At 69.0% G+C, this 25,268-nt stretch carries 22 protein-coding genes; 7 read left to right on the top strand and 15 right to left on the bottom strand.

Features of this window, described 5'->3' with window-relative positions:
- Positions 1-18: 18 nt before the first annotated feature.
- On the bottom strand, positions 19-579 hold the full coding sequence (locus tag OG747_RS05395; protein WP_405878143.1) for a hypothetical protein: 561 nt from the start codon (positions 577-579) through the stop codon (positions 19-21).
- Between the two features lie 160 nt (positions 580-739).
- Here OG747_RS05395 and OG747_RS05390 point away from each other — a divergent pair, with 160 nt between their 5' ends.
- The 4 genes from OG747_RS05390 to OG747_RS05375 all read left to right on the top strand — a co-directional run bounded on the left by OG747_RS05390 (position 740) and on the right by OG747_RS05375 (position 3,857).
- The gene (locus OG747_RS05390; protein ID WP_405878142.1) at positions 740-1,684 is read left to right on the top strand and encodes a methyltransferase domain-containing protein; all 945 of its coding nucleotides are present in this window, start codon (positions 740-742) and stop codon (positions 1,682-1,684) included.
- A gap of 24 nt (positions 1,685-1,708) precedes the next feature.
- The gene (locus OG747_RS05385; RefSeq protein WP_405878141.1) at positions 1,709-2,143 is read left to right on the top strand and encodes a hypothetical protein; all 435 of its coding nucleotides are present in this window, start codon (positions 1,709-1,711) and stop codon (positions 2,141-2,143) included.
- Between the two features lie 75 nt (positions 2,144-2,218).
- Positions 2,219-2,479 carry a hypothetical protein gene (locus tag OG747_RS05380; RefSeq protein WP_405878140.1) on the top strand — a complete coding sequence of 87 codons (261 nt, stop codon included), beginning with the start codon at positions 2,219-2,221 and terminating at the stop codon, positions 2,477-2,479.
- 88 nt (positions 2,480-2,567) lie between these two features.
- Positions 2,568-3,857: a terminase gene (locus tag OG747_RS05375; protein WP_405878139.1), complete on the top strand. Its 1,290-nt coding sequence runs from the start codon at positions 2,568-2,570 to the stop codon at positions 3,855-3,857.
- Here the strand turns inward: OG747_RS05375 and OG747_RS05370 are convergent.
- The 12 genes from OG747_RS05370 to OG747_RS05315 all read right to left on the bottom strand — a co-directional run bounded on the left by OG747_RS05370 (position 3,854) and on the right by OG747_RS05315 (position 20,530).
- The gene (locus OG747_RS05370) at positions 3,854-4,360 is read right to left on the bottom strand and encodes a hypothetical protein (RefSeq protein ID WP_405878138.1); all 507 of its coding nucleotides are present in this window, start codon (positions 4,358-4,360) and stop codon (positions 3,854-3,856) included. The genes OG747_RS05375 and OG747_RS05370 overlap by 4 nt on opposite strands.
- An 82-nt stretch (positions 4,361-4,442) precedes the next feature.
- On the bottom strand, positions 4,443-5,867 hold the full coding sequence (locus tag OG747_RS05365; protein WP_405878137.1) for an IS701 family transposase: 1,425 nt from the start codon (positions 5,865-5,867) through the stop codon (positions 4,443-4,445).
- 144 nt (positions 5,868-6,011) lie between these two features.
- Positions 6,012-6,689: a hypothetical protein gene (locus OG747_RS05360; protein WP_405878136.1), complete on the bottom strand. Its 678-nt coding sequence runs from the start codon at positions 6,687-6,689 to the stop codon at positions 6,012-6,014.
- 11 nt (positions 6,690-6,700) lie between these two features.
- A complete protein-coding gene (locus tag OG747_RS05355) occupies positions 6,701-11,455 on the bottom strand; it encodes an RICIN domain-containing protein (protein WP_405878135.1) in 4,755 nt (1,584 codons plus the stop codon).
- 570 nt (positions 11,456-12,025) lie between these two features.
- On the bottom strand, positions 12,026-12,379 hold the full coding sequence (locus tag OG747_RS05350; RefSeq protein WP_405878134.1) for an ATP-binding protein: 354 nt from the start codon (positions 12,377-12,379) through the stop codon (positions 12,026-12,028).
- Between the two features lie 89 nt (positions 12,380-12,468).
- Positions 12,469-12,687, bottom strand: a complete 219-nt coding sequence (locus OG747_RS05345; RefSeq protein ID WP_405878133.1) for a hypothetical protein — start codon at positions 12,685-12,687, stop codon at positions 12,469-12,471.
- A gap of 420 nt (positions 12,688-13,107) precedes the next feature.
- Positions 13,108-13,947: an SGNH/GDSL hydrolase family protein gene (locus OG747_RS05340; protein ID WP_405878132.1), complete on the bottom strand. Its 840-nt coding sequence runs from the start codon at positions 13,945-13,947 to the stop codon at positions 13,108-13,110.
- A gap of 146 nt (positions 13,948-14,093) precedes the next feature.
- Positions 14,094-15,107, bottom strand: coding sequence for a hemolysin family protein (locus OG747_RS05335; protein ID WP_405878131.1), 1,014 nt, complete (start codon positions 15,105-15,107; stop codon positions 14,094-14,096).
- Positions 15,104-16,447, bottom strand: a complete 1,344-nt coding sequence (locus OG747_RS05330; RefSeq protein WP_405878130.1) for a hemolysin family protein — start codon at positions 16,445-16,447, stop codon at positions 15,104-15,106. The genes OG747_RS05335 and OG747_RS05330 overlap by 4 nt, the downstream gene beginning before the upstream one ends.
- Positions 16,448-16,607: 160 nt before the next feature.
- On the bottom strand, positions 16,608-17,033 hold the full coding sequence (locus OG747_RS05325; RefSeq protein WP_405878129.1) for a GNAT family N-acetyltransferase: 426 nt from the start codon (positions 17,031-17,033) through the stop codon (positions 16,608-16,610).
- Positions 17,034-17,094: 61 nt separating this feature from the next.
- Entirely contained in the window at positions 17,095-19,662 is a 2,568-nt protein-coding gene (locus OG747_RS05320; protein ID WP_405878128.1) for an ABC transporter permease, read from the bottom strand.
- A gap of 10 nt (positions 19,663-19,672) precedes the next feature.
- The gene (locus tag OG747_RS05315) at positions 19,673-20,530 is read right to left on the bottom strand and encodes an ABC transporter ATP-binding protein (protein WP_405878127.1); all 858 of its coding nucleotides are present in this window, start codon (positions 20,528-20,530) and stop codon (positions 19,673-19,675) included.
- Positions 20,531-20,675: 145 nt separating this feature from the next.
- Here OG747_RS05315 and OG747_RS05310 point away from each other — a divergent pair, with 145 nt between their 5' ends.
- Together OG747_RS05310 and OG747_RS05305 are read left to right on the top strand one after the other, a co-directional pair.
- Positions 20,676-20,987, top strand: a complete 312-nt coding sequence (locus OG747_RS05310) for a toxin-antitoxin system HicB family antitoxin (protein ID WP_405878126.1) — start codon at positions 20,676-20,678, stop codon at positions 20,985-20,987.
- Between the two features lie 4 nt (positions 20,988-20,991).
- The gene (locus tag OG747_RS05305; protein ID WP_405878125.1) at positions 20,992-21,366 is read left to right on the top strand and encodes a fic family toxin-antitoxin system, toxin component; all 375 of its coding nucleotides are present in this window, start codon (positions 20,992-20,994) and stop codon (positions 21,364-21,366) included.
- Positions 21,367-21,406: 40 nt separating this feature from the next.
- On the opposite strand, the gene OG747_RS05300 is transcribed toward OG747_RS05305, so the two are convergent.
- Both OG747_RS05300 and OG747_RS05295 read right to left on the bottom strand, forming a co-directional pair.
- Entirely contained in the window at positions 21,407-22,093 is a 687-nt protein-coding gene (locus OG747_RS05300) for a class I SAM-dependent methyltransferase (RefSeq protein WP_405878124.1), read from the bottom strand.
- Between the two features lie 85 nt (positions 22,094-22,178).
- Positions 22,179-22,865, bottom strand: a complete 687-nt coding sequence (locus OG747_RS05295) for an esterase/lipase family protein (protein ID WP_405878123.1) — start codon at positions 22,863-22,865, stop codon at positions 22,179-22,181.
- A gap of 115 nt (positions 22,866-22,980) precedes the next feature.
- On the opposite strand from OG747_RS05295, the gene OG747_RS05290 reads away from it, so the two are divergent.
- Entirely contained in the window at positions 22,981-25,248 is a 2,268-nt protein-coding gene (locus tag OG747_RS05290) for a LuxR C-terminal-related transcriptional regulator (protein WP_405878122.1), read from the top strand.
- Positions 25,249-25,268 lie beyond the last annotated feature (20 nt).

Below are 25,268 nucleotides of genomic sequence, written 5' to 3'. Positions count from 1 at the left end.
GAGGCGCCGCTGATTGCTTCACCGATCACTCTCGCTAAGTAGAACTTTCTCCGCTTCAGCGATGATTCGCTCCTGAAGTTCTACGGCGCGAGTCAGTTCCTCATCCAGGTCGAAGGGCGGGAACGCCCGCTGTTTTAGCATGCGTTCCGTTTCCTCATCAAACCTGAAGGGCCTCTTCGGCTCATCGTTTGTATAGCCGTCTACCCAAGCTGCGGCAAAGCGATGGCCGCACTCCACGGTCTCGACGGCGAGATCACGCATCACCGACGGACCTTCAAAGCGCACAGCAACAGCCTTCAGGTAGAGGTCTCTGAGAGCAGCAGCCATATCGGGAGTGATGTACTCGTCGGCGTCTTCTTCTAAGCCTTTGGTCGCTGGTGTTTCTGTGTAGATCCTCTGAATCTCCTGAAATGAGGTGACTAGGTCGGCGTAGGCGTCGCGACGGGTCTCTCGGCGCCATTGCCGCTGCTCGACACGAGCATTGCGGTGGGTTTGCCGAATGCTGACGACCCAGCCACCCGCGTTCGTAGCTATTGCAACGGTAGAGACGATAAAGGCCGCAATGACTGGCGGTTCCAAGAACTCTCCCTCAAAAATATGCAGTTTGCATTTTCCGCAAGGATACCCACGGGAGGTGACACCATGTCGGGCCCTGTCCCGAAGCGCAGTGATCAGCACCGACGGCGCAGCAAGAACCACGGCCTTGAGCGGGTGAAGGCTCGGGGCCGCACGATGACTGATGGGGGCTCTCATTCTCGAACTCTTTCCGGAGCAGGGCCTTGGGCCCGAGCCCGCGCCGCCCGGAGCGGTGCCGGGCGTCCACCCGTTCTCGATCCTGCGCAGTGACCTGGGCCCGTGGCGCGAACGGCGCCGGGCCTGGAAGGACTTGGGCCTTGATAGCCAGCGCGGGCGGGAGCACGTACAGACCTACGCTGCCCCGGGGGGCTTCGGGGCGGACATGCTCCGCAAGTTCAAGGGCGGGGACGGGGCTTCAACCTTTGACCCAGTTCTCGCTGAGACGCATTACGCCTGGTACTGCCCGGAGGGCGGGCGGATCCTCGACCCGTTCGCGGGTGGCTCCGTGCGGGGCCTGGTTGCCGGGAACGGTGGCTACCAGTACGACGGCGTTGACCTCTCCGGGCCGCAGATCGACGCCAACGAGGAGCAGGCGGAGGACTGGCAGGAGCGCGACCTCCTGGCCGAGGTGCCGCGCTGGCACGAGGGCGACGCGGCGGACGTGCTGCCGGAGTTCAAGGACGAGTCCTTTGACTACGTCTTCACATGCCCGCCGTGCTTCAACCTGGAGCGCTACTCGGACCACCCGGCGGACCTGTCCGCAATGAAGTGGCGCGAGTTCACCGAGGCGTATCAGGAGATCATCGCGGAGTCCGTCCGGTGCCTGGCAGAGGACCGGTTCGCCACGTGGGTGGTGGGTGAGGTCCGTAATTCGTCCGGCGCCGTACGGGGGTTGGCGCCGCTGACGATCGCTGCACACGAGGCGGCCGGGGTCCGTCTCTACAACGATGCGGTGCTGATGAACTCCATCGGCACGACGGCCATGCGCCTGCCGCAGCAATGGCGAGCCTCCCGGAAGATCGATCGCATCCATCAGTACGTCCTGACCTTCGTCAAGGGCGATCCAAAGAAGGCGACCCAGGCCCTCCCCGTACCCGAGAAGCCGTAGCAGAGATTGAAGGGGGCGGATGCCATGCCGGGCCCTGTCCCGAAGCGGTCGGACCAGCGCCGACGGCGTAACAAGAGCGACGGTCCACCCCTCACCAAGGCACCCGGCGGAGTGGCCTCCGAGCCCCCGCCGGCTGCCGAGGAATGGCACCCGATCGCAGCGGACTGGTACGCGTCCCTGGCCGAGTCCGGACAGGCGATGTTCTACGAGGCGTCGGACTGGGCGACCGCGTACTACGTCGCCGAGGCCATGAGCCGCAACCTGCAACAGGGCCGGTTCTCCGCTCAGCTCTTCCAATCGGTGCTGTCCGGCATGACGGACCTTCTCACCACGGAGGGCGCGCGGCGCCGGGCCCGGGTGGAGCTGGAGCGGCAGAGCGGTGAAGTGGACCCGCGCGAGGCCGCCCGCGTGACGCTCATGGAGGCGTACCGCAAGGCGGCTGGGGAGTCAGGCGACTGATCGACGATGGCACCTCCTCACGTGAGGAGGTGGGCAAGCCCCTCGCGGGCGCGACCTTCGGGGGGAGGTGAGCCCATGACAGCCCTCACGCTGGAGCCAATCCGCACATGGCCGGACACCGTGCCGCCGGAGACGCGCACGCTGGGGTGGGACGTCCTGGACTGGACAGCCCGCTACCTGTTGCAGCCGGACGGACCGGACGCCGGGAAGCCCTGGCGGTACACGCCGGAACAAGTCCGCATCCTGTTGCGCTGGTTCGAGATCGACGACGCCGGGGTGTTCGTCCGCAGACAGGGAACGATCCGACGCCTGAAGGGCTGGGGCTTACCCCGGTAAGGACCCGTTTCTTGCGTCGCTCGCCCTGGTCGAGTTCGTCGGCCCCTCTCGCTTCGGCGGCTGGCGGGAGGACGGCAGACCGGATGCCGTGCCGCATCAGGCCCCATGGGTCCAGGTAGCGGCTGTCAGCCGTGACCAGACCCGCAACACCATGCCCCTCTTCTCGCCCATGTGCTCCGTGGAACTCGTCGAGGAGTACGGCGTAGACCTCGGCAAGGAGATCATCTACTCCGCCAGGGGCGGCGTGATCGAGGCCGTGACGTCCTCCCCGCGCACGCTGGAAGGCGGACGTGCCACGTTCGTGATCCTCAATGAGACGCACCACTGGGTGAGTTCGAACCAGGGCCACGAGATGGCGCAGACGATCGCGGGCAACGTCGGCAAGTCCCGTGGCGGCGGCGCCCGAACCATGGGGATCACGAACGCGCCGTTGCCCGGTGAGGACTCCGTTGCCGAGCAGACCTGGCACGCCTGGTCCAAGGTCGCGGAGGGCAAGGCCCGCGATTCGGGGGCGTACTACGACAGCGTGGAGTCCCCGCCGGTCGACCTGGCGGACCCGGACCAGCTCCGTGCCGGAATCCTCGCAGCCCGCGGTGACGCCACATGGCTTGACGTCGACTGGATCGTCTCCACGGTCTACAGCGGCGTCATGCCGCGCGCCCGGTCGCAGCGGATGTTCCTCAACCAGTTGGTGACTGCTGAGGACCAGCTCATAGCTCCGGAGGACTGGGGCACCTGCGCCACGGACGACGAACTGAAGCCCGGTGACGAAATCATGCTTGGGTTCGACGGCGGCAAGAGCGATGACGTCACGGCCCTGGTGGCGGTGCGTCTCCGGGACCGCCTTGTCTGGCCCTTTGGTGTGTGGGAGCGCCCGGACGGGCCAGCCGGCGACGGGTGGGAAGTCGACCGCCAGGAGGTGGACGACGCAGTCCGCCACGCACTGGAGACGTACATCGTGTCCGCATTCTTCGCGGACGTCGCGCTGTGGGAATCCTTCGTTGACGCCTGGTCGGAGGACTACCGGGACCGCCTGGTGATCCGGGCGTCTCCGCGCTCGGCAGTCGGCCGGGACATGCGCGGCGGGCTCCAGGAGCTGACGGCCGCCAATGAGCGGCCCGTGTCCGCCATCGAAAACCGGCAGATACGCCACGGCGGGGACGGATTCCCGCTCGGCAAGACGCTCCGGCGGCACGTGCTCAACGCGCGACGGCGCCCGAACCGCTTCGGCCTGTCCTTCGGCAAGGAGTCCCGCGAGAGCGCCCGGAAGGTGGACGCCTACGCGGCGGCCCTCCTGGCGGACCTCGCCCGACACCGGCTCACCGAGTCCGGCAAGCAGCGGCCCCATGAACGCTCCGGGGCCGTGTTCTTCTTCTAGCGGCGTAGATCGCGTCTACGCCCCACGTACAGCATGAACGCTGACCAGTGACTTCGGCGCAAGAGCAGACGGAGACTGGGATGCCCGCGACGGTACCCGTCCCGCCGAAGCACATCGTTCGACTGCAAGTCCCTGATCCACTGGTATCCGTCGGCATCCACGAAACGCACCGCAAGAGGGCGGTTACGGACACCGTCGACGTAGCGAGGCACAGAGACGGTGGCTTCCTTGCCGGACGAGAGCCGGGTCACGCTGAATTCGATCTCACGCTCAGGCCCACCCGTGATCACATGGGGGTAGGAAATGGGGCGGTCCGCCGTGTTCAGCAGGTGAACCCATGCGTGCCCATCCTGGAAATGGAGATGCGTCACCACCTTCTGGGCCTCTTGCCGCTCCTGCCTTCTGCGGTCCCGCAGCAGGATGGTGAATCCCAGAAGGAGCGACCCACTCGTTCCGATCGCACTGGCCCAGGCGGGGACGGTTCCCCAATCGAGTCCGCTCATGTCTGGAGTGATACAGCGATCTCGGTTTGCCGAAACGGCACTTGAGCCAATTCTGAGCCCTACCTAGCCCTTCAGTTGTAGTTCAGGGCGAGTTCGCGAGTCCGGCGTCTGCGATGGTGCTCGTTGGCGTCGGCCTGGTGATGTCGTGGCCAGCGTGACCACCACAGTCCGTGGGCGGCCCGACCGTGCTCGGGTGGGGGCGGCGGGTGGATGAGTGTAAGGAGCTTGCGGATCTCGGCCGCGGTGTAGGGGATGAGCTGTTCGGGGCTGATGATGTCCTCGTGCTCCCCCCTTTGGGCTCCTCATCAGGCTCGTCACCGCTGAGGGCTTCCCGGAGCGGTGCGGGGGCGTCGGCGTCGTCTGTGGCGGCCTGTACCGCCAGGAATGCGGCGGCCAGCATCGACAGGGTGATGTGCCGGTACCAGCCGTGCCAGTGGCGCACCTCGTAGTCGGCCAGCCCGCACTGATGCTTGCCGAGTTTGATCGCGTCTTCCACCCGCCAGCGCGCGCCGGCGACGTGGGCCAGGTGTTCCGGCGGGGTGCCGGCCGGGCCCCAAGCCAGGTAGTAGTCGAGGTCGTCGGGCGTTTCGGGGCGGCGTCGGGCGATCATCCATCGGCTCGGCCAGGGCTGCCCCCGCACCGCGCTGCCCACGGGCTCCTCCGGGTCGGCGACCCGGCGGACCCACCACTGCCACCAGCGGGAGCCGGTCTGGCTCGGGCCGGCTTCGATCAGCTGCCACTCGCTGTCGTCCGCGGCGGCGGCCAGCTTGTCGATACGCCGCCAACCCGGTCGGGGCAGCACTGTTTGGGCGCTGGAGACGTTGACCACGTACGGCAGTTGGCGGCTCTCGGCGAAGGAGCGGAAGCCGCCGTCACGACCGTAGACCTCGTCGGCGGCCAGCCAGGTGCTCTCCGGAAGCCCGGGGAGAATCCGGTCGATCATCTTCTCGGCGAGGCGGGGTTTGGTGGCGAAGCCGACGGTCTCGGGCACCTGCGCAGCCGCGCACCGCTCGCGATCGCCTGTCCAGACTTGCGGCAGGCAGATCTCCCGGTCGACCAGGGTTGCCCCGCGAGTGGTGGCCCACGCGGCGAACACCCCGATCTGGCAAGGAAAGACGCCACCGAGTGAGCCGGTGAACTGCCGGGCCACGCCAACGGAAGTCTTGCCCTTCTTGGCGAACCCGGTCTCATCGATGACCAGCACCCCGCCCGCGCTGTCGGCCAGCCCGTCCAGCGCATACCGGCGGACGCGGTCGCGCAGCTCATCGACGTCCCACTTCGCCCGGTCCAGCAAGTGCTGCTGCCCATCGGGGCGCCGCCAGCCGGCGTACTCGGCCAGCTGCCAGCCATTCTTGCGGGAGACCGGGCCCAACAGCCCGCGCACACACGCCTTCGCCCGCCGCCGCAGATCCGCCCGGGGGAAGACGTCGCCGACCTGCCGCAGCAACTCCTCCAACTCAGCATCCCACTCAGCTACTTGTGCCACATCGCCGGACCAGTCGTCCATAACAGGGAGTTACCCTGTGAACCTGATCGCCGAACTACAACTGAAGGGCTAGGCGCCCAATCGATCGCCCATGCTGGGCACATCACGAAGGAAAACCCCGCCAGGGATTACCTGGCGGGGTTCGACCTCAGCGATCTGTCGAGATCACTCTTCGTTCAGGGCAGCTCGCAGGTAGGCGATCAGATCACCGGTCGGCACCTCGACCCAGGAGGCCCCGGGCACCCCGGCGCAGACTTCATAACGCTCTCCGTCCAGCTCATACACCCGGACCTGACGGCTCGCTCCGTCGAACAGATCCACCCGCAGGCGGACCGCACCGTGCGACATTACCGGGAACATGTTCCGCAGTACCTCATCCGCATGGAGGCGACGCAGAAGGTTCCATTGTCTCCGGTGGAATTCGGCCGACAGAAGGTCGGCCCACTGCGAAGAAGTGGGCTCTCCCCTCTCGAGCGCCCTGGCGAACTCGTCGAGCTCCAGGAACGTGAATCTCGCCGCCAACTCGTCGAACGGCACACCTTCCCGCCATGCGATGACCACCTCCACGAGCAACCCGAGATCGTCCGTCGAGCCGATGTCCCAGGTGAACCCGGGAATGTCCCAGGTGAACCCGGGAATATGGACACGCACCCGGAATAGACGCTCCTCGGTCGCGGGAACGACCGACACATGACCCCTTGCCGTCTCGATGACGATGGCGTCGGTGATCCAGGGCACCGGCCAGATTTCGCCTCTGCCCAGCTTCGCGGCCTCTTTTATCGCCGATAGAAGGCCGCCTGCAGCGGTCACGTCCGGGTACAGGTCTTTCCGATGGGGATCCATATATCGACTCCTCAGCAGTGGCAGTAACCGATGACCGAACCCTTCACGGGGGCAAGGTCTCCCTTCAACACCGATAGATCCGGCATATCTGTCAGGGGATCCAGTCGCATGGCTCCATCTGGACCCGACGGGGAGTAGAACTTGATCGAACTCCACGGACGCTGACCATTGGCGAGTGCCCTCGCGATCATGGACATCTCGTAGTCCGTGGCAGCAGCTCCGGCCTCCCCGCCCTTCAGGCCACGCTGGGCAGCATCTATGAAGGTTCCCTTTTCGGCCAGTCCCGTCATGTTGATGTGCAGCGTCACGCTCGGGTCGGCGATGGCCATTTCCGCCATACGTGCGAAGTCCCTCGGGGGCACGTTGGAGAAGGTGGCGAACTTGTTCTCGGGCAGCCCGGCCCACTCGTCGAGCTTCCCACCCCTCTGCCACCCCAACGCGACCTTACAGTTGTGGACAAGGATCGGAGTGGCACCCGCCAGCACGAAGAACGTGTGCAGGTCGTCGACCGTGAGGTCGTAGACCGTACGCCGAGTCAGGCCCGAGCGGTCGAGGAGGGCGGTCACCGGGTGGACGGAGCCGTCCGGGGTGCGCAGGTGGTCGCCGACGTGCAGATCGGAAACCAGCGTCCACCCACGCTCCACCACGTAGAACTTGTGGCCGGCAGTGCTGGTCAGCCTCCCCCCGTCGGCAACGGTGATGTCCAACAGCCGCTGGGTGTCGTGCTTGAAAGTGTCGGTGACCTGCCGGGTCCGCAACTGGCCGGTGGCCGGATCCATGGCTTTGACGAGGTCCCCCACACCCACCTGGCTGATGGGCCGGTGTGAGCCGTCCGCCATGAGCACCTCGGTGGTGCCGGGGAAGCTATTGGTCTGGCAGGCGGTCCGCAACTCCTCGAAGAGATCCGACGACCGCTCGATACCCGCCAACGCCGATGCATCGACGTCCAGCGTGCGCAGCGCCTTCAGTGCGTCGGCGACTCCAATGCCGGTACGCAGGGAGGCGTCCACTGCCTTGACCGCGTCGGCGAGCGCGGCCAGAGGCTTCTCGAGTGGGACGAACATGGCAGCAGTCCAGGCGCACGCCGTCTTCGACCCGTGGAAGCACTTGATGGCGTCGCCGAGGATCACTTCGTACAGGACGCTGCCGAGGGTGTCACCGAAGAGGTTCTGCCAGCCGAGGCGGGTGATTTGACCAGCGGTGAAGTGGTGCTCCCAGTCGACGTCCTCGGCCGTCACCGTTTTCCGGCTGAGCCACTGCCACGCCGCTTTCGGGCAGCCAGTAGCGGTGGCGAGGGCGCTGTCGTCGGTGCACAGGTAGAAGTCGACGACCAGCTTGGCGTTGACCTTGTATGCAACGTCGCAGCCTTGGACGGTGAGCGCGCAGTTTTTGGTCTGCTTCCCGGAGAGAATCTCCGACTTCTCTTCGTCGATGACGTAGAAGACGCCGCCGGATCCGGTACCGGCACCCGTGGAGACCTGCTTGTTGGCTGCCTCCTGTTCGGTGCGGTCGGCCGTGACCTGGGCTTCCTTTGCGTATTTGTCGGCGTCCTTGGCCGCCTGTTCGGCCTCGCTCGCGGCGGCGTCGGCGCGGTCGGCCGCCGCGCGGGCGTCCTTGGCGTCCTGTGTCGCCTGGGCGGCTGCGGTGCGGGCCGCGGAGGCGTCGAGTTCGGCGGCGTCGGCTGAGTCGCGGGCGTCCTTGGCGTAGCCCTCGGCGTTGCCGGCCGCGGTGTCGGCGGCGGCGGCGTCGGTGGCGGCCTGTTTGTCGTAGTCGATGGTGCGGGCCAGAGATTCCTGGGCTGCCGCGGCGGCCTTGGCTGCGTCGGCGGCGTAACCGAGGGCCTGCTGGGCGTAGGTGCGGGCGTCGGCGGCGTACTGGGCGGCGTTGGCGGCGTGCTGGTAGGCCTCCTTGGCGTCGCCCTTGGCCTGGTCGGCGATGTTCTTGGCGGCCTGGGCCTCGGCCTGGGCGTTCTTGGCGTGGGCGTCGGCGACGGCCTGCTGCTGGTCGGCGATGGACTTGGAGGCCTGTCCGGTCAGGACGACCAGGCCGGCGGCGGAGTCGGTGTCGAGGTAGGCCGAGCCCAGCTGGATGGCGTCGTTGGCCGGGTCGGCGACCTGTTCGGCGGCCTTGCCGGCGTCCACGGCGGCCTGGGCGGTGACATGCGCGTACCCGGCGGCTTTCGCCGACGCCGCGAGTGCCTTGCCGGCCTCGGTGTTCGCCGCGTCCGCCTGGGACCTGGCGTCCTTGGCGTGTTGCTCGGCCTCGTCGGCGAGCTTGACCGCCGTCCTGGCTTCGGTGGCGGCGTCCTGGGAGGCCTTGATGGCGTCGGCGGCGGCACTGGTCGCGGTCTGGACCGCCGCGTCCGCCTTCAGCTTGTCCGCCTGGGCGGCGTCGGCGTCGGAGCGGGCGCGCTTGGCGGCTGCCTCGGCGCGGGTGGCCGCGGCGTCGGCGTCGGCCGCCGCCTGCGTCGCCGTGTCCGCTTCCGAACGAGCCTTGCCGGCAGCGGCTTCGCCATCATCGGCAGCCTTGTCCGCGTCGTTCGCGGCGGCGCGGGCGGCGTCGGCGGCCTCCCCGGAGTCGAGAGAGTCGGCGTAGGCGTCCTTGGCGTCGGCCTTGGCTCGGGCCGCGTCCGCCTTCTGTTCGGCGTCCCAGGCGTCGTCCCGCATGTCCTTGGCGTGGTCGCTCGCCTTGACCGCGTCGTCGCGTCTGCTCTCGGCGGTCGACTCCGCCGCCTCGGCCTTGTCCTTGGCGTCCTTCGCCTTCGTGGCCTCGGACTCGGCGTTCTTCCTGTGCTCGGCGGCTTCTGCCTGCTTGGCCGCGGCGTTCTCCTTCTCCGCCTTGGCCGTCTTCTCCTCGGCCTCGGCGGCGAGCCGCTTGGCGTGGGCGTCGGCGGCGGCAGCCTTGGCGTCGCCCTCGGCTGTCAGGGCGTCGGCGAGCTTGGCCTCCGCGGTCTCCTTGTCCTTTTTGGCGTTGTCCCGGTGGAGCTTCGCCGCGTCGGCGGCCGCCTTGGCCTGCAACTCGGACGTCTCGGCGGCCTTCTTCTTGAACTCCGCCTGCACCTGCGCCGCCTGCGCCAGCGCGCGCTGCGTGATCGTCGCGCTGTCCCCGGCGGAGGCACGGGTGGCGGCCTCAGCCGTCTCGGCGGCCTTCACCATCGCCGTCAGCGCGGCGACCGAACCCTTGGTCACCTGGTCCTTCTGCTGGCCCACCAGCAGACCACGGCCGCGGGGCGCGCCGTTGGTGTCGGCGATGCCGTAGGCGGCCTGAATGGCTGTGTCCGAGGTGGTCGCGGCTGTCTGCGCGGCGGCGAGCTGCGCCTTGACTGCGGCGAGCTGCTTCTTCGCCTCCGCCTGCGCGTTCGTGACGTTCGCCTTGGCCTTGTCCACGTCGGCCTTCGTCGGCGCGGTGCCGGTGTGGCCATTGGGGACGGTGCGGAGCTTCTGTGCGTTGGAGCCGTTGCACGCGTTGAGCAGGGCATCCTTGCCGTTGTCGAACGTGGCCAGGTCCAGGCACTTGTCCGTGGCGATGTTGCGCAGCTCGCCCGCGGCGCGGACGTTGAACGTCCACTGCTGTGCCTTGCTGCTGCCGCAGTCTCGGATCTGGATCTTCGTGCCGTTGGCGTTGGCGCCGTTCAGCACCTCCAGGCATTTCTGCGCGTTGAGGTTCAGGAGGGTGTAGTGGCCGTCGTAGACACCCCACAGCTGCCACTTCTGGGCGCTGCTGCTGTTGCAGGTGTTGATCTGGACCGGGGAGCCGTTGGTCTTGGCGGCTCCCTGGACCTCAAGGCACTTCCCGGCGGCGCCCGGCACCTGGATCTCCAACGGAGCGTCACCGATCCAGCCGAGGCCGCCCTCGGTGTAGTGGTCCAGCCAGCGGGTGGAGTAGTCCGCGATCCACGACTGGCCCAGGACCTTGCCCAGGGCGAAGGTGCCGTCCTGCAACGCCTTCGTGGCGGTGACGTTGGCGGCGAGGATCTGCTGTCGCTGCGTGGCCTGGGAAGCGATCTCCTGCTGCCATTCGGCGGACGCCTGCGCGACCTCCTTGCCGAGAACCCGGTCCGGGTCGATCGGATCGTGCCACGCGCATGCGGCGAAACGGGACTTCAGGTCCTCGACCGCGATACGGAGCTCCGGGCTGTCCGGAGCCGGGGCCGTGCGCGGGAAACCGCCCGAGGACAGGAAGATACGGGCGTCATCGGCGAACACCCGGGGAACGAACAACTGATTGGGTTCGATTTTGCCGGAGTTCTTCTTCCACAGCGCCCACGCCTGCTGCTCCTCCGGAGTCCCCCCGGTGGTGTACAGCTGGTCGCCGATCGCGACCGCGGCAGCCTTCGTGCTGTCGTCAGCGGTGGGCGATGTCTCGTAGAACGGGGAGAACAGGTCGACCGACTTGAAGTGCGACTGGTACAGCCACGGAAGCAGCCCGACCTGGTCGAAGATCTTGTTCGCTCCCTGCGGTGCGCCAGGGTAGGAGTCCAGGCCGCTGACCGTGCTGGTCCAGGCCTGCCCCTGGTCGCCGACCTCCTTGACCCACTGGTCGCTGTTGGTGCCGTCCGCGTAGAACGCCTGGTGCAGGGGGGTGTTGTTGTTGGAGAGGTCCCGGTCGAGCTTCTGGTGGAGCTGATCGGGCGGCAGCCCTATCGCGCTCTGTGCGAGGGCGAACAGGTTCGGTCCGCCCTTGCGGAGGGCGTCAGCGGCCAGACACTGGTCCCCGCGCAGTTGTTCAGCCGCTTTGGTGTCGTAGCCGTCGTAGGAATCACCCACGAGGCTTGCGTCGTCCAGGTCCGTGTGGCCTGCAAGGCCGGGCCGGACAGCAAGGCCGACGACGACCGCCACTGCGGTCAGCAGAACGAGGAATCGGGCAACCAGCCCTGTCTTTCTAACGGTTGGTATGAAGGATCTTCGTGATCGGGAAGGCAACGGAGCATCACTTTCTTCTTTAGAACGTGTATGCGCCGGATGGCCGGCCGATGCTCCGCAGAGCAGTGGATTTCAAGGGCTCTCACGGGAACTCAGAAGTGCAGGTCCCTGGATGGGCTTACGCACATGGTTGGCCACTGCGACGGCATGGCGATGCAACCCTCCCCGTGAGCGACGGCGTTCCCCCGGTCGCTGACTGATGTGCGCATACGGAGTGGTCAGGCTCCGCCGGTGCGCGGCATCACTGTACATACACAGAAGTGCTCGTACAGGCGTTCCTGTGGGATTTCTCTGTGTGGGGACGGCTGGCGGGGCGCGATGGGCGATCACAAATGGTCGTCGTGGCCGGTCGGCCACACGTCAATCCCGATCCCGCACGGGTGCGCGAGCAACTCTCTCGTTCTGCGTGACCGACTACCGCCCTGGTGCGGCCAGCTCGCACCAGACCGTCTTGCGGTCCGCTCCCTGATCGACGCCCCAACGCTGGGCGAGTACGTCGACCAGCGTCAGGCCGCAGCCGGACTCGGCCGTTTCGGAGGCGGCCAGGAGAGTGGGCAGCGCGCGTGGGTCCGGGTCGGTTACCTCGATGCGGGTGTGACCGAGGTCCGTTCCGGTGACGCGGACGGTTACGAGTGTGCCCTCGCCGAGGTGGTCGATCACGTTCGTCAGTAACTCCGTCACGCAGAGGCGAACTTCGAAGTCGAGCGCACGAAGGTGGTGGCGCAACAGAAAGCCGCCGGGGTCGCTGGAACGCGATGTTCCGGCCACCCCGGCGGCATGTTTCTGCTCAGCTGCCCGAAGGGCTCAGCCCTCGTCGGGTACGGCTTTGGGCGTGGCCAGCAGGCTGAGTTCGAAGGTCATCGCTCCGCCACCTTGCGGAGCGCGATGGCCAGTGCGTGGGCCGTGGCTGTGTTGCAGTTTCCGAGCGCGATGAGACCGGCGGGTGCGTACGTGCCGGCGAAGCTCGGCAGGTACGCGCGGAGGGAGGGCAGCGTGATGTCGTGCAGGGCGAGGGCGATGCGGAGGTTCTCGACGCAGAGGGTGACGTCGTAGGCCGTGGGGGAGTGGTCGGGCATGGGGGTGGCAACCTTCTGTGCGGTACGTGACGAATGCCTCACAGAGTGTCGCTTGGTCCGTTAGCCTCGCGCTTTCGCGAGTGTGAGTGTCCGAGGCTTGATCAAGTAAGCGAGGAGTGCCTTTGACCTGGGACGGTGGGACTTGTCTAGGGTCCTGTTCGTCGTCAGGGAAGCTGCACTCCTGAACGGAAAATCCCAGCCACGGGCGGCAGGAAGGCTTCGAGGCCGGCGAGGCGCAGAGACTCGACTTTCATGGCCTCGGTCTGCGCGTCGCGATGCGTCTCGGTCAGGACTGGAGGCTCTTCTCCCGGGCAAGTGGTCTGAGCTCACCCATGACGTCCCGCAACAACAACAGCGGGCGATGGCAGGGGGCGGCGCCCCGTGTTTAATCGGGGCACGGCAGCCTGGCGGGGTTCCGGGTTAGGGCTCCACCCGTCGCCAGTCCGTCACAGGGCCGGGGTTTGTGTGGTCCGCAGGGGTGACCCAGAAGGCTTTGCCCAGCTCAGCGCTAAAGTGGGCGCCTGTTCGGCCGTCCCCCGAGGAGCGTCCCGTCAGCCGCCGTCCGATCCAGGGCAGTAGGTGCTGCTTGGCGAAGCGGGCGTCGGCGGTGCGGCGGGCGACCCAGCCGGGTGGCGCCGTGGGCGGCATCGGCGTATGCCAGTCCGTGTCCTTCGGCTCGTACCCGAGGGTCTGCCAGACGGCCTCCGCGACTCGGCGGTGCCCTTCGGCCGTCAGGTGCAGCCGGTCCACGTCCCACATCCGGGGGTCGGCGAGCGAGGGCGCCCCGTAGAGGTCGACCACCAGCGCGCCGTGCCGCTTCGCGAGGTCGTCGACGACGGCGAAGAGCTCCTCCATGCGCGGCCGGAACCGCTCCAGCACCGGACCGTTGCGCCCCGGGCTGCGCATCATGACCAGCCGCTCGCAGGCGGGCGCGAGCCGTTCCACGGCCTCCTCCAGGAGCCCGCGGACGCGTCCCATGTCGACCTTGGGCCGCAACGTGTCGTTCAGCCCGCCCACCAGCGTGATCACGTCCGGCCGCATCGCGACCGCCACGTCCACCTGCTCCTCGACGATCTGCCCGATGAGCTTGCCGCGCACCGCGAGGTTGGCGTACCGGAAACCGGGCGTCCGCGCGGCCATCCGCCCGGCGAGCACATCGGCCCAGCCGCGGTAGGAGCCGTCGGGCAACACGTCCGACATGCCCTCGGTGAAGGAGTCGCCGACCGCGACAAGACTGGTGTAGGTGGCATTCGTCTGCATGGCGGACAAGATGGTAACCCGCACGCGCGCTCGCCGGTCGGTTGGGCCACCGACCCTCACCGAGGCCGACGCTCCACTCGCATCGCATCGCGTTGCATCGCATCGCATCCGCATTGCATCGAATCGCCATCACCGACCCCGGTGCGTCACACCGTCTGCCCGAACAGCTCCCTCAGTACGTCCTCCATCGTCACCAGCCCGGCCAGGCGTCCGTCGCTGCCCATCACCGCCGCGAGATGCGTACGACTGCGCCGCATCGCCGTGAGCACGTCGTCCAGCGGGGTGCTCTCCCGGACACGGGCGATGGGCCGGATGTCCTGCACCTGGAACGGCACGTCGCGCGGCATCGCGTCCAGCGCGTCCTTGACGTGCAGATAGCCGACGATGCGGCGCCCGTCGTCCACGACGGGGAAGCGCGAGAAGCCGGACTCGGCGGACAGCCGCTCCAACTCCTCCGGAGTTACGCCCACGTGCGCGTAGACCAAGCGTTCCAACGGCAGGACGACATCGCGCACGGGGCGGCGGCCGAGTTCCAGCACGTCGTGCAGCCGCTCCCGGGCGCGGTCGTCGATGAGCCCCGCCTCGCCGGAGTCCTTGACCAGCCGGGCCAGTTCGTCGTCGGAGAAGGTCGCGGAGACCTCGCCCTTCGTCTCTACCCGCAGCAGCTTCAGCAGCCCGTTCGCGAAGGCGTTGACCGTGAAGATGACCGGGCGCAGCGCACGCGAGAGTCCTACCAGCGGCGGGCCGAGCAGCAGCGCGGTGCGCACCGGCTCCGCGAGCGCGATGTTCTTCGGCACCATCTCGCCGAGCAGCATGTGCAGATACGTCGCCAGAGTGAGCGCGATCACGAACGAGATCGCGTGCCCCGCGCCCTGCGAGACGCCCACCGCGTGGAACACCGGCTCCAGCAGGTGCGCGATCGCGGGCTCGGCCACGATACCGAGCACCAGCGTGCACAGGGTGATGCCCAGCTGCGCGGCCGCCAGCAGCGCCGACACGTGCTCCAGACCCCACAGCACACTGCGCGCCCGCCGGTCGCCCTCCTCGGCGTGCGGTTCGATCTGGCTGCGGCGCACCGAGATCAGTGCGAATTCGCCGCCCACGAAGAAGGCGTTCACGACCAGCGTCGCGAGGCCGATCAGCAGTTGTACGGCGGTCATCGCGCCCCCTTCCCCTCGTTGTGCGACTGCTCCCCGTCACGCGGCGCGTGCAGCAGCACCCGCGCGGCCCGCCGTCCCGAGGCGTCGACCACGTCGAGCCGCCACCCGGCGACCTCGACGGTGTCCCCGACGGCGGGAATGCGGCCGAGCTCGGTCGCGAGGAAACCGGCCAGCGTCTCGTACGGTCCCTCGGGCACCCGCAGTCCGACGCGGGCCAGCTGGTCGGTGCGGGCGGACCCGTCGGCCGAGTACAGCGCCCGCCCCTCCTCGTCCGTGCCGGCCGGGGCCAGGTCGGGCGTCTCGTGCGGGTCGTGCTCGTCGCGGACCTCGCCGACGACCTCCTCGACGATGTCCTCCAGGGTGGCGACCCCGGCCGTACCGCCGTACTCGTCGATGACCACGGCCACGGTGCGCCCGCCGGACAGCCGGTCGAGCAGCCGGTCGACGGTCAGTGACTCCGGTACGAACAGGGGTTCGCGCATGACCTGGGAGACGGAGGTGCGGTGCCGGCGCTCGGCGGACACGGCCACCACGTCCTTGATGTGCGCGACACCGACGACCGAGTCGAGGTTGCCGCGGTAGACGGGGAAGCGGGACAGACCCGTCGCCCGCGTCGCGTTCGCCACGTCCGCGCAGGTCGCCTGGACGTCCAGTGCGATGACCTGGACACGCGGGGTCATCACGTTCTCCGCGGTCAGGTCGGCGAGATTGAGCGTGCGGACGAACAGCTCGGCCGTGTCCGCCTCCAGGGCGCCCTTCTTGGCGGAGTGCCGGGCGAGGGCCACCAGTTCCTGGGGTCCGCGCGCGGAGGCCAGCTCCTCGGCGGGTTCGAGGCCGAAACGGCGTACGACACCGTTCGCGGTGTTGTTGAGATGTGTGATGAACGGACGGAACGCGGAGCTGAACCAGCGCTGCGGCGTCGCCACCCGCTTGGCCACGGCGAGCGGCGAGGAGATCGCCCAGTTCTTGGGCACGAGCTCGCCGACGACCATCAGGAAGACCGTCGACAGGGCCGTACCGATGACCAGCGCCACCGAGTTCGACGCGGAGGGCGAGACACCGATCGACTCCAGGGGGCCGGCGATCAGCTTGGCGATCGAGGACTCGGAGAGCATGCCGACGACCAGGTTGGTGACCGTGATGCCGAGCTGGGCGCCGGAGAGCTGGAACGTCAGATTCCGTACGGCCTTGAGGGCGCCCGACGCGCCGCGCTCGCCGCGTTCGACCGCGCGCTCCAGCTCACTGCGCTCCACCGTGGTCAGCGAGAACTCCGCCGCGACGAAGGCGCCACAGGCCAGCGAGAGCAGCACCGCCACCAGGAGGAGGAGCACTTCGGTCATCGGGTCACCTCCGTCCCATGGTCGGCCAGGGACGGGGTGATCGCGCGATATCGGGTACGAGGAGGCACGCCCATGGGCGGACGCTCACACCTTTCATGAGAGGACCGAGTGATCCTCCCATGGTAAAGGATCGGTAAAGGGCCTTCTTCGGCGGTGAACGCTAGTCGGTGAGCGGCTTCACCCAGCGGCGCCACTGCTCCTCCGGCGCATACCCGGCGGCCCGCCACGCATGCTGCCCGGTCTCGTTGCGCTGCAGCACCATCGCGTCCCCGCGCCGCCCTCCGAGCCGCACGAAGCGTTCCTCGGCGGCGGCGAGCAGCGCCGAGCCGATGCCGAGCCGCCGCCGCTCGGGATGCACCGCGAGCCGGTACAGATGGCACCGCCAGCCGTCGAAGCCCGCGATCACCGTGCCCACCAGCTCCCCGCCGAGTTCGGCCAGGATCAGGGCCTCGGGATCGCGGGCGACCAGCCGCTCCACGCCGTCCCGGTCGTCACTGATGCTGGTGCCCTCGGCGGCCACCTTCCAGAAGGCCAGTACGGTGTCGAGGTCCTCGGGCGTCGCGGCCCGTATGCGCAGGTCAGTCATGCGCCGATCCCTATCACGCGGTCCGGACGGCGGCAGGGAATTCCACGATGCGGCGAGTGCATCACTCGTGTGCGATCGCCGCCAGTACGTTCATGCGCGAGGCACGCAACGCGGGCAGCAGCGCCGCCACGATGCCCACGACCGCCGAACCCACCACCACCGCCACGATGGTGGTCCAGGGGATGGCGAGCGCCTTCATGCCCTGGAGTGCCAGTACTCGCTGCACACAGACGCCCCAGACCAGCCCGAGCGCGAGGCCGAGGACGGCGCCGAACACGGCGATCACCACCGACTCCAGACGGATCATCCTGCGCAGTTGACGGCGGGCGAGCCCGATGGCGCGCAGCAGTCCGATCTCGCGGGTGCGCTCGACGACCGACAGGGCGAGGGTGTTGACCACGCCCAGCACCGCGATGACGATCGCGAGCCCGAGCAGCGCGTACACGAGGTAGAGCAGCACCGCGATCTGATCGTGCACCAGCTTCTTGTAGTCGGCCTGGTCGCGGACCTGCACCTGTGGATACGGCTTGAGGGTCCGCTCCAGACGCGAGCGCAGCTGGTCGGGGCTCGTGCCGGGGGCCGCGTTCACATACAGCGAGGAGTCCTGCCCGCCGGGCACGTACTTCTCGATGGTGCCGAAGCCGAAGAACAGGCCGCCCTGCATGCCGAACCCGCCGCCGGTCTCCTGGTCGGTGAGCGCCGCCACCGTCAGCTCGGTCTTCCGGCCGGCCGGAAATTCGACGGGGATCGTGCTGCCGGCGCGCACGCCGTGCTGTCGGGCGAACTTCACGTCCATGGCGAGGTGCCCGTCGCCGAGCGCCGCCGCGGTGTCCCCTTGCGCGTACGTGATGTGGGCGACGTCGTCGAGCCGCGGATCGTAACCCGAGGCGGTCGTCTCGATCCGCTTGCCGTCCGGCAGCCGCACCGCGACCGGCGTGAACCGCTGACGGACGACGAGCCCGGCGCCTTCGGTGCCGCGCACCTTGTCGGTGACCTCCGGGGAGAACGGCACGAAGTTGCTGTTCTGGATCACGAAGTCGGCACCGAGGGTCTTGTCGATCTGCTGATCGAAGGACTTGCTCATGGACGCGCTCGCCACGGACATCCCGCCGACCAGGGCGAGGCCCACCATCAGGGCGGCCGCGGTGGCGCCCGTGCGCCGCGGATTGCGCAGCGCGTTGCGCTGGCTCATCCGGCCGACCGGGCCGAACAGGGCGGGGAAGGCGCCGCCCAGGACCCGGATCACCGGCCGCACCAGCAGCGGACCCGCGATCACCGTCGCGACGAGGCTCAGCACGACCCCGAGTCCGAGCAGCGAGGCGGCCGTCGAGGTCTTCGACGCCGCGGCACACCCGGCGAGCGCCGCGGCACCCGCCACGCCCACGACCGACCCCACGACGGCGCGCACCCGCAACGGCCGTCCCACTCCGGCGGCTTCGGCGTCCGAGAGGGCCGCCATCGGGGAGACGCCGGCCGCGCGCCGGGCGGGGAGATACGCCGCCACGAAGGTGACGCCGACCCCGACGACGTACGACACGACGGGGGTCGCCCAGCCGATCACCATCTCGGTGGACTTGAGGTTCATCCCGAACGCGGTCATCAGCTGGATCAGCCCGACGGCGAGCCCGATCCCCGCGGCGAGCCCGAGCGTGGAGCCGACCAGACCGAGCAGCAGCGCCTCGGTGAGCACGGACCGGCGCACCTGCCGCCGGTCGGCACCGAGCGCGCGCAGCAGGCCCAGCTCACGGGTGCGTTGGGCGATCAGCATCGAGAAGGTGTTGACGATCAGGAAGACGCCCACCAGTACGGCGATTCCGGCGAAGCCGAGCATCACGTACTTGATGACGTCCAGGAATCCGCCGAGCTGGGCGGCGGAGTCCTTGGCCTGCTCGGCGGCCGTCTTCACGTTGTAGGTCTTTGTGCCCAGTACGGCGGCGACGCGCTGCTTGAGCAGGGTGTTGTCGACCCCGGGTGCGGCGTCCACCGAGATGGTCGTGGCGGCGTCGGCGCTGCCCAGCAGTCTTGTCTGCGCGGTCGGGGTGTCGAGGTACACGAGCGCGGCGCCGGGGTTGGTGGTGGTGAAGGTGGCGATGCCGACGATCCTCACCTCGAACGTGCCGGGCTGCGCCTGCACCGACAGGGTGTCGCCGATACGGACGTGCTTCTTCTTGGCGGTGTCGGCGTCCAGGAGCGCCTCGTTGTCACCCTTCGGCTCATGGCCGGAGGTCAGCTTCACCGGACTGCGTTTGGTGGCCTGCCAGTTGGTGACGATGGTGGGAGCACCCGTCGTCGGCCCGACCGACTTGTTCGCGCTGTCGACGACCGTGGCGTTCTCGACCGCCGCGTCCACATGGGTGGCCGCGACGCCGTCGACCTTCGCCAGGCGGCCCGCGAGTGCGGCGGGCAGTGTCTCGGTGGCACCGGTCTGAACCCGCGAGTTGAGATCGTTCTTGGGTGACACGGTCACATCGGCCGCGGTGGAGGCGAAGAGCCGGTCGAAGGTACGGGTGACCGTGTCCGAGAAGATCAGGCTGCCCGCGACGAACGCCACGGACAGCACGACGGCCAGCGCTGAGAGGAGTAGCCGTCCCTTGTGTGCGAGGAAGCTCCGCAGAGTCGCCTTGAGCACGGTCGCCGCCTCAGTTCTGGTCGAGGGTGTCGAGGATCGCGTCGTCGGTCGCGTCGGCCGCGTCACCGGGGCCGTCCGCGCCGTCGAAGGTCACCCGGATCGTGTCGAATCGCTTCATCCGTTCGAGTACCGCCTCGGCGGTCGGCCGCTCCATCTCGTCCACGATCCGCCCGTCCCCGAGGAAGAGCACCAGGTCGGAGTGGGTGGCCGCGCCCGGATCGTGGGTGACCATGACGACGGTCTGGCCCAGTTCGTCGACCGCCTCGCGCAGGAAGCCGAGGACTTCGAGCCCCGCACGGGAGTCGAGGTTGCCGGTCGGCTCGTCCGCGAAGATCAACTCAGGACGGGAGGCCAGTGCCCGCGCACAGGCGACGCGTTGCTGCTGCCCGCCGGAGAGCTGTGCGGGCCGGTGCCGCAGCCGGTCGCGCAGCCCGAGCGTGTCGATGACCTGGTCCAGCCACTTCGGGTCGGGTTTCTGGCCCGCGATGTCCATGGGCAAGGTGATGTTCTCGGCCGCGTTCAGCGTCGGGATCAGATTGAACGACTGGAACATGAATCCGATCCGGTCCCGGCGCAGCCGGGTCAGCTCGCGGTCCTTCAGCCCCGTGATCTCGGTGTCTCCGAGCCAAACCTGTCCGGCCGAAACGGTGTCGAGCCCCGCGAGGCAGTGCATCAACGTCGACTTCCCCGAGCCCGAGGGGCCCATGACCGCGGTGAAGCGACCACGGGCGATGTTCACATCGACCGAGTCGAGGGCGAGGACGGCCGTCTCCCCGGTTCCGTACGCCTTCGTCAGGCCGCGGGCGCGGGCGGCGATACCGTCGGCGTCCCTTCGCCCGACGGTGTGTTCCGTAGCAGGTGTGGACAAGGCCGCCTCCTAGGTGATGGACGTCCTGACTCCCTTGTCCCGGCTGAGCGTAGTGTGATCCACCCACGCCCGGTATCCCCCCGAGGTCCTGGGTCGGGCGAGTCGCCTCTTGCGGGTGCTAGCGCATCGGCGCTAGCTTCGAGGTATGGCGAAGACCCAGCTGAATGTGCGGGTGGACGAGGGCACGGCCCGGGCCGCCCGGGAGCGGGCCCTGGAGCGCGGTATGAGCGTGAACCGCTACATCGAGGAACTGGTCAGACAGGACACCGGAGAAGTCGGCCACACCTTCGTCGACGCTGCCGCCGACTTCATGAAGCAGTACGAGAACGTCTTCGCCGAGGAGTTCGGCGCGGACCGGGAGGGCGTGCGCGGGCGGTCGCGAGACGGCGCGCCGGAACGATCGCGAGATGCCTCCCGAGATGCCTTCCGAGACAACTCGGGCGAAGGTCGTCGTTGATCCCTTGAGCAGTCTCAGAGTCGACCTCGCCTGGCTCCTCATGATCGCCGAACAGAAGACGCCCGGAGACCCTCAGGTCACCGACTGGGGTGCGCTCGTCGCCGCCGTCAGCCGGCATGAGGCGGAGATATTCGGCGTTCCCGTCTACGACAGCCCGCATGCCCGCGCCGCCGCGCTGCTCCAGCTCCTGCTGCACGTCCCGGCGCTCGAACGCTCCAACGCGATGTTCGCCTCGGCCGTCGCGTACGCCTATCTCGTCGCCAGCGGTCTCAAGGTCGTCACCTCCCCGGAACAGGTGCGTGAACTCGCCCGCCTGGTGAAGGGCGGCGAGGCGACCGTGCACGAGATCGCGCAGGAACTGCGGCAGTGGAGTCTGTGACCACCCCCCGGGGGCCGCGACCAATCCTCGGGGTCCCCGACTACTCCTTGACCTGCGGGCGCCACGCGCTGCCCAGCACACAGTACGAGGTGGGCAGTCGCGGCCCCTTCTCCGGCATCAGCACCTGCCGGTAGGGGCCGAGTTCGAACCCGGCGTCACGCAGCGCGGCGATCGTGTCGCGCGACAGATGGCAGCCGCCGTTCAGTCGCGGCCACACCGTGCGGTCCAGGCCGCGCTGGGCGGACGCCATCACGCGCCCGCCGCCCTTGCCGTGCTCGAAGAAGCGCACGATGCCACCGGGTCGCAGTACGCGCCGCACCTCGCCGAGGGCCCGCGGTACATCGCGCACACTGCACAGCACCAGGGAGAGCACCGCCGCGTCGAAGGCCTCGCTCTTGACCGGCAGTGCCTCCGCCGCGCCCGGCGCCACGTCGACCGGCACCTCGGAGCGCAGCGCCGCCTCCACGGCCAACTGCCGCAGCAGCCGCTCCGGTTCGATCGCGACCACCTCCGAGACGGTGCTCGGATAGTGCGCGAAGTTCAGACCGTTGCCCGCGCCGATCTCGATGACCCGCCCCGACAGACCGGCGAGCAGCCGGTCGCGTACCCCGCCCATGCCCATCCGGGTCTCGGCGGTCACACTGAGCCGGGCGTAGTAGCGGGCGAACAGCGGATGGTGCACGGCGTCCTGCGACACTTTGCCGGAGGCGGCTGACCTGAGGGGCATGACGGACCTCCCGGGAGGACGGGGCCTTATCGTGATTGTCCCCCCAGGACGTCCGCCACACGCTTTACGTCTCTCGACTCGGGCGTCAGGCGATGAAGTCGCGCACCTGCTGGTAGACGCCGTAGTCGTTGTTCATGTCGGTGTGCGAGATACAGCCGACCCCCACATTGGTGGCGCCGCTCAGGATCGCGCTGCTGTCCGGGTCGATCAGCTCGTCGCAGTTCGACCAGTAGCTGGCGTACGAGACACTGCCCGGCGTCTCGTCACCGGAGTTCAGCGCGGTCAGGAACGAGCTGCCGGTATACATCTCGGCGCACGAGGTGTACAGCCACTTGCACCACCCCGCGACCGTGGTCCCGTGGTTCACCCCGGCGGTGGAGACGAAGTCGTCCACGTACGAGGTACCGCCCAGGTTCTTCAGGTAGTAACGCGCGCTGAGTGCGCCCATGGAGTGGACGACCAGGTCCACCTTCGACGCGCCGGTCTGCGCGAGGACGGTCTTGACCTCGGTGGCCAGGGCCTGGGCGGTGGTCACGTTCGACTGCCCCCAGTCGTACGACCACGCGTACAGCTCGGAACTGGAGTAGCCGTCGGCCTTGAAGTCGGCGATCCAGTCGTCCCAGCTGCTCGCCGAACTGCTGAGGCCGTGCACGAAGATCACGGGGTTGTGGGTGGCGGCCTGCGCGGGCGCCGCGGACAGGGAGAGCGACACGAGGAGTGCTGCGGTCGTGGCGGAGAAGAATGTGGCGATGCGACGCAAGCGGCGTTGCATGGTGCCTCCAGATGCGGGTGGGGTTGTCTGGAGTGTCAGGTGGGGTCTACGCGCGCCGCATCGGTGAAATCGCCAGTCTTTACTTGCCAGTTAACTCACCAGTAACGTCATTCGTGTGGTGACTTCGGTGAACTCCGCACGCGGCCCCGCGCAGTCCGAGCTCGGCCCCTCGCTTCCCGAAGGCGTACGGGTACGGATCCTGCGCACCGCGCACGGCGACGGACGCGCGGCCGCGCAACTGGCCTCGATGCTGACCGAGCGTCAGCTGACCGGCCTCGACCCGCTTCCGGCGCAGCCTCCCGTGCTCCTGAGGGCGTACCGGCAGGAGGTCCGCGCTCTGCCCGACACCACCCGGCGCCTGCTGCTCCTCGCGGCGGCCGACCAGTACCCGGTCGACACCCAGGCCTTCCTGCGTGCCGTCACCGCGGCCCGGCTGGACACCCGGCCACTCGGCGCCGGCGAACTGGCCGGAGTCGCCCATGCCACGGCGGGCGGGATCGTCTTCCGCGATCCGTGGACGCGGATAGCGGCGTACGAGACCGCCTCCGTGACGGACCGGCGCGCGGTCCATCTGCTGCTCGCCCGTGTCCTGCGCGGCGAGGGCGAGTCACCCCGGCGGTCCTGGCACCGGGGCGCCGCGGCGCTCGGCCCCAGCCGACGGCTCGCCGCCGAACTCCGGGCGGCGGCGCACACGGCGCGCGGCGCGGGCGAGCACGCACTGGCCTGCGCCCTCGCCGAACGTGCTGCCGCACTGTCCCCCGAGCCGCGAGAGCGGGCCCGGCTGCTCACCCGGGCCGCCGCCGACGCCTGGCGGTCCGGCGACGCCGACCGGGCCCGCCGCCTCGTCGCGTCCACCGACGACGACGCCCTGGGCGGTCTGCTCGCACTCCGCGCGGGGAACGCGACAGACGCCTTCGACGCGCTGCTGACGGCCGCGGCGCGGTACGCGGGCGGTGCCGCGGTGTCCCACGGTTCGGCCGTGGAGTCCAGCAGCCGTACCGACTCCAACGACTCCAACGGCTTCAACGGGTCCAACGGGTCCTATGAGTTCAACGGGTCCCATGGGTCCAACGGCCCCGGTGCCCGCGACGCCGCCGTCCATCTCCTCGCCCGCGCCACCGAAGCCGCCATCTACACCGGCGACCTGCGCCGATGCCGGGAGGCGGCGGCCGTCGCCGACCGGCTCGGGATCGCGCCGCCCGGCACGCTGGGCGGGCTGGCCGCGGCGTTCGAGGGCCGGTACGAGGACGCGCGGGACGTGCTGAAGGCGGCAGCCGGGCGGTGCGGTCCCGGGGGCGACCCCACCCTGCTGATCCACTCCGGGATCGCGGCGCTCATGCTCGGCGACCACACCGCGGCCGCCACCGCCGCCGTGCGGGCCGTCGCCTCCGCCCGAGCCGGGGGAGAGGCGGTCACCGTGCCGCAGGCCATGGAGTTCCGGACGTACGCGGACTTCTGGACCGGGCGCCCGCGGGCCGCCGAGGCCGCCACCCTCGACGCGCTGCGCCAGGCCTACGCCACCGGTCAGGACAACGGGGCCTGCCATCTGCAGGCCGCCCTCGCGATGTTCGCCGCGGTCACCGGCGACGAGGACGTCTGCCGGGAGCGCGCCGAGGCCGCCCGCTCCTACGCCCTCGCGCGCGGGCTCGGCCTCCCCGCCGCGCTGGCCCTGTTCGCACTCGCCTTCCTCGACCTGAGCACCGGCCGCTACGCCGCCTCCGCGGCCCGGCTGCGCGCCCTCGCCGGATTCGGCCCAGGGCACGGGCACCGGGCCATCCGCCACATCGCCACCCCGCACTACGTGGAGGCCGCCGTCCGCACCGGCGACACCCGGGTGGCCCGCGCCGCCCACGCCGACTACGACCATTGGGCGCGCACCGTCCGCAGCCCCGACGACCTCGCCCTCAGCGCCCGCTGCCGGGCCCTGCTCGCTTTTGGCGCGGACGCCGTCGAGCACTACCGCACCGCCCTCGACCTGCACGCCTCCGGCACCCGCGACTTCGAACGCGCCCGCACTGAACTGCTGTTCGGTGGTGCGCTGAGGCGACTGCGGCACCGTACGGAGGCCCGTGACCGGCTGCACAGCGCGCTCGAAGCGTTCGAGCACTTCGGCTCGCCGCAGTGCGCTGCCGCGGCGCGGGCCGAACTCCGTGTCCTGGGGGAGCCCGTCTCCCCTGTGCGGGGCCCCGACGACCCCGTTGCCCGACTCACCGCGCAGCAGCTGATGGTCGCGCGCATGGCGGCCGAGGGGGCCACCAATCGGGAGATCGCCGCACAGCTGTTGCTCAGTCCGCGCACCATCGATCACCATCTGCGCGGGGTTTTCGCGCGGTTGGGGATTCGGTCGCGGATCGAGTTGGTGCGCTTGCTGGGGGAACGGTGAAAGGTCTGAGCACCGGCGTT

It is taken from the genome of Streptomyces sp. NBC_01384, from assembly GCF_045040035.1.
Classification (GTDB): Bacteria; Actinomycetota; Actinomycetes; order Streptomycetales; family Streptomycetaceae; genus Streptomyces.
Note: the sequence above shows the minus strand (reverse complement) of the source record. Positions and strands in the feature narration are given on the sequence as shown.

Coding starts and splice junctions, on each gene's coding strand:
- OG747_RS05390 (WP_405878142.1), top strand. CDS start 740: ATGGGGGCTCTCATTCTCGAACTCTTTCCGGAGCAGGGCCTTGGGCCC.
- OG747_RS05385 (WP_405878141.1), top strand. CDS start 1,709: ATGCCGGGCCCTGTCCCGAAGCGGTCGGACCAGCGCCGACGGCGTAAC.
- OG747_RS05380 (WP_405878140.1), top strand. CDS start 2,219: ATGACAGCCCTCACGCTGGAGCCAATCCGCACATGGCCGGACACCGTG.
- OG747_RS05370 (WP_405878138.1), bottom strand. CDS start 4,360: ATGAGCGGACTCGATTGGGGAACCGTCCCCGCCTGGGCCAGTGCGATC.
- OG747_RS05365 (WP_405878137.1), bottom strand. CDS start 5,867: ATGGACGACTGGTCCGGCGATGTGGCACAAGTAGCTGAGTGGGATGCT.
- OG747_RS05360 (WP_405878136.1), bottom strand. CDS start 6,689: ATGGATCCCCATCGGAAAGACCTGTACCCGGACGTGACCGCTGCAGGC.
- OG747_RS05345 (WP_405878133.1), bottom strand. CDS start 12,687: ATGCCCGACCACTCCCCCACGGCCTACGACGTCACCCTCTGCGTCGAG.
- OG747_RS05340 (WP_405878132.1), bottom strand. CDS start 13,947: ATGCAGACGAATGCCACCTACACCAGTCTTGTCGCGGTCGGCGACTCC.
- OG747_RS05335 (WP_405878131.1), bottom strand. CDS start 15,107: ATGACCGCCGTACAACTGCTGATCGGCCTCGCGACGCTGGTCGTGAAC.
- OG747_RS05330 (WP_405878130.1), bottom strand. CDS start 16,447: ATGACCGAAGTGCTCCTCCTCCTGGTGGCGGTGCTGCTCTCGCTGGCC.
- OG747_RS05325 (WP_405878129.1), bottom strand. CDS start 17,033: ATGACTGACCTGCGCATACGGGCCGCGACGCCCGAGGACCTCGACACC.
- OG747_RS05310 (WP_405878126.1), top strand. CDS start 20,676: ATGGCGAAGACCCAGCTGAATGTGCGGGTGGACGAGGGCACGGCCCGG.
- OG747_RS05300 (WP_405878124.1), bottom strand. CDS start 22,093: ATGCCCCTCAGGTCAGCCGCCTCCGGCAAAGTGTCGCAGGACGCCGTG.
- OG747_RS05295 (WP_405878123.1), bottom strand. CDS start 22,865: ATGCAACGCCGCTTGCGTCGCATCGCCACATTCTTCTCCGCCACGACC.